Genomic DNA, 3,308 nt, shown 5'->3' with positions numbered 1-3,308 from the left:
CCGCCCGGCCACCCCCGACCGCCGGGAGCACCTTGCGGGACCGACGAGCGCCTCCGGCATCGGACCGTTCCGAGAACGACGAATCCACAAAGAATTGTCCGAGGTCGGCTTGGAAGAGAAGCGGAAGAGTGCCGTCGACGCCCTCATCAAGCACCTCTCTCATGCTCGATGAGAGCGACCTCTAGGCAGAGGCGATCTATGACGTCCTCTAGTGGGAGCAAGAGCGTCGAGCACGATGATCCGGCTGTGCCGGAAGCACTCAACGGCGCTGGGGACGACGAGTCCGGATTTCTCGGGTTGCTCCGGGCCCGAAAGTTTCTCCGAGGAAGTCAGCCTGGAATTACTCGTCGCCCCGCGATCGTAGGGCTGAGCGAAGGGGAGCGCCTGCACCGACTTCGTCCGCCTGGTCTGGTTTGCTTCCCTTCTTCGCTGAATGGCAGTTGGAGCGCGTCGTCGAACGCGGAGCCGATCAGCGAAAAGTGGAATACATCTCTGACTTGCTCCGGGAAAGGTGATGCAGATTCTCGGCGTCCCGTGATCTGACCCATCGAACAGGCGCCTTTCATGACGTCCTGTTTTGGGGCGGCGTGGTATCGGCCGGCGCCGGCGATGCCGTGAGGGAGGACGGTGAGGTGACGGTGGCCGCCCGGCTCGCCGAACCGAACAGGGACCGGGCGCGGACGATCCGTCCTCGCAGGTAGGGACGCGGCTGCGGACGCCGGTGCTGAGTGGGACGTGGCGGTGGCCAGGGGCCGGGGAGTGTCAGGCCCGCTCCGAGATGGTCGAGGTCTGGCTGGTCGCCGTGACCCACATTCGGTAACCGTCCTCGCGACATCGGTGCTGACCAATTTTGGTATTTGGGCTCATCTCGTTCGTTCGCGGCAGTGAGCCCCTTTCTACTTGTGTGCGCGGACGTTCATCGCGGACGGCCGGTTGTCATGGTGTCCGGACTTGGCCTTGCGTCCGCCATTGACCTGTGGATCTCGCGGTCAGCGACGCCCGGTGACCGGAAAAGCCTTGATCAACATCCTTTGCGGTCGCATTGTGTTGATCGCATTGTCGAGAGAGTTGACCGCCCGTGTAAGCCGCGTGCTTTGCGGTGATCTGGCGTGCTGACGCCGTCACCAACGACCGTTGGCGCTTTCCGGGTCGGCCTATGTGGCCGTCCGTCGATGTGGAGGAACTGGTGAAAACCAAGGGCCGGAGGCATCTGCTCGGAATGGGACGGCCGTTGCGGACCGTGGCCGCCGGGATGACGGTCGTCCTGGCGGTGGGCCTGGCCACCGCGCCCGCCGCGCAGGCCGATCCACCGCATTCGGAACGTCCGGTCGTCGCCGACCACGAACGCGAGGTCGACGGCAGGCAACTGAAGCCTCGTCCGCGCACACCCGACCCTGCGGGCAAACCCGCGCCTCCGGCCAAAGCGGCGTGGCCGAAGCCGGGCACCGCCAAGGCGGAGGCCCCGGGCCGCCAGGCGCGGCGCACGGGCTCCTCGGAGGGCTTGTCCCAAGCCAGGGGCCTGCCGATCGCGCTGGTGTCCCCGGGCCCGGCCCCGGCCGGCGTGCAGGCGGGTCCGGTTGCGCGGGGGACGGTGAAGGTCTCCCTGCTGGATCGCAAGGCCGCCGCCCGCGCCGGCGTCGAAGGGCTGCTGTTCACCCTGTCCCCTGCCGATGCGGACGCGGCCGGACGCGTCGGAGTCCGGGTTGACTACGCGGCGTTCGCGCAAGCCTTCGGTGGCTCCTACGGCACCCGGCTCCGGCTCGTCCAACTGCGTTCGTGTGCCGTGACCACCCCCATGAGGCCGGAGTGCCAGGTCTCGACGCCGGTGTCCACCACCAACAACGGCGAGGCGCGCACCCTCACCGCGGATGTGGCCACCGGCCAGACCGGTCCGACGGTGCTGGCGGCGGTCGCCGCCCCCGCAGGGTCGCAAGGCGACTACACGGCCACGAAGCTGGAGCCGTCCGCCACGTGGAAGACCTCGGGGAACACCGGTGACTTCACCTGGTCCTATCCGCTCAGAGTGGCGCCGGTTCCCGGTGGGCTCACCCCCGACGTCGCTCTTTCCTATTCGGCGCAAAGTGTCGACGGCCGGACGACCAACACCAATAGCCAGCCGTCCTGGGCGGGTGAGGGGTTCGAGTTCTGGCCCGGGTTCATTGAGCAGCGCTACAAGGCGTGTGCCGACGACGGTGCGCCCAAGAACGATCAAGGCCAGTCGCCGGGGGATCTGTGCTGGGGGTATGAGAACGCGACCGTCACCTGGAACGGCAAGGGCGGCGAGCTGATCAAGGCGGCCGACGGGACGTGGCGGCTGAAGAACGACGACGGGACCAGGTTCGAGAAGCTGACCACGCCCAAGACGGGCAACGGCGACCACGAGGGCGAGTACTGGAAGGTCACCACCACCGACGGGACCCGCTACTACTTCGGCCTGAACCGGTTGCCCGGCTTCAACGGATCGAACGGCCCGGAGAGCAATTCGGCGTGGACGGTGCCGGTGTTCGGCGACGACCCGGGCGAGCCGTGCCACAAGGCGTCGGGGTTCGCCGATTCGTGGTGCCAGCAGGCGTGGCGGTGGAACCTGGACCTGGTCGTCGACCCCAACGACAACGCCGCCACCTACTTCTACGAGAAGGAGAACAACCACTACGGCCGCAACCTCAACCCGGCCGCAGCCACGCCCTACACGCGCGGCGGCTACCTGAAGTCAATCGAGTACGGCCTGCACGGTGACAACGTCTTCGACGACGGGATTCCAGCCTCGGTGCAGTTCGAGACGGCCGAGCGGTGCATCCCCAACGACACCTTCGACTGCGCCCCCGAAAAGATCAAAACCAGTCCGCAGCAGTGGCCGGACGTGCCGTGGGACATGAACTGCGACGGCGGCACCCGGTGCGAGAACGGGCACGGTTCCACCTCGCCGACGTTCTGGTCCCGCTACCGGCTCAAGAAGATCACCACCCAGATCGACACGGGAGTGTGGGACCGTCCGACCGAGTCCTGGACCCTGGACCACCAGTGGGGCGCCGTCAACGACGAACGCGACCTGCTGCTCAAGGAGATCCAGCACACCGGCCTGGGCAACCACCCCATCCCCGAGGACGACATCGCGCTGCCCAAGGTGACGTTCAACCACACGCCCAAGGCCAACCGCCTGGACCAGGCCGGTGACGGGCTGCCGTCCTACACCCGGTACCGGGTCAGCAAGATCTTCGACGAGTCCGGCGGCGAGCTCGACATCACCTACTCGGCCCCCGAGTGCTCGCGTGCCGCGCCGCCCACCCCGCACACCAACACCTGTCTCT

Annotated in this window: 1 pseudogene; it reads left to right on the top strand. The window is 67.1% G+C overall.

What is annotated here, in order from left to right:
• Positions 1-1,186: 1,186 nt before the first annotated feature.
• A pseudogene (locus E1264_RS41505) lies at positions 1,187-3,308 on the top strand (hypothetical protein); the annotation flags it as partial.

Source organism: Actinomadura sp. KC216 (assembly GCF_004348535.1).
In the GTDB taxonomy this organism is placed as follows: Bacteria; Actinomycetota; Actinomycetes; order Streptosporangiales; family Streptosporangiaceae; genus Spirillospora.
Note: the sequence above shows the minus strand (reverse complement) of the source record. Positions and strands in the feature narration are given on the sequence as shown.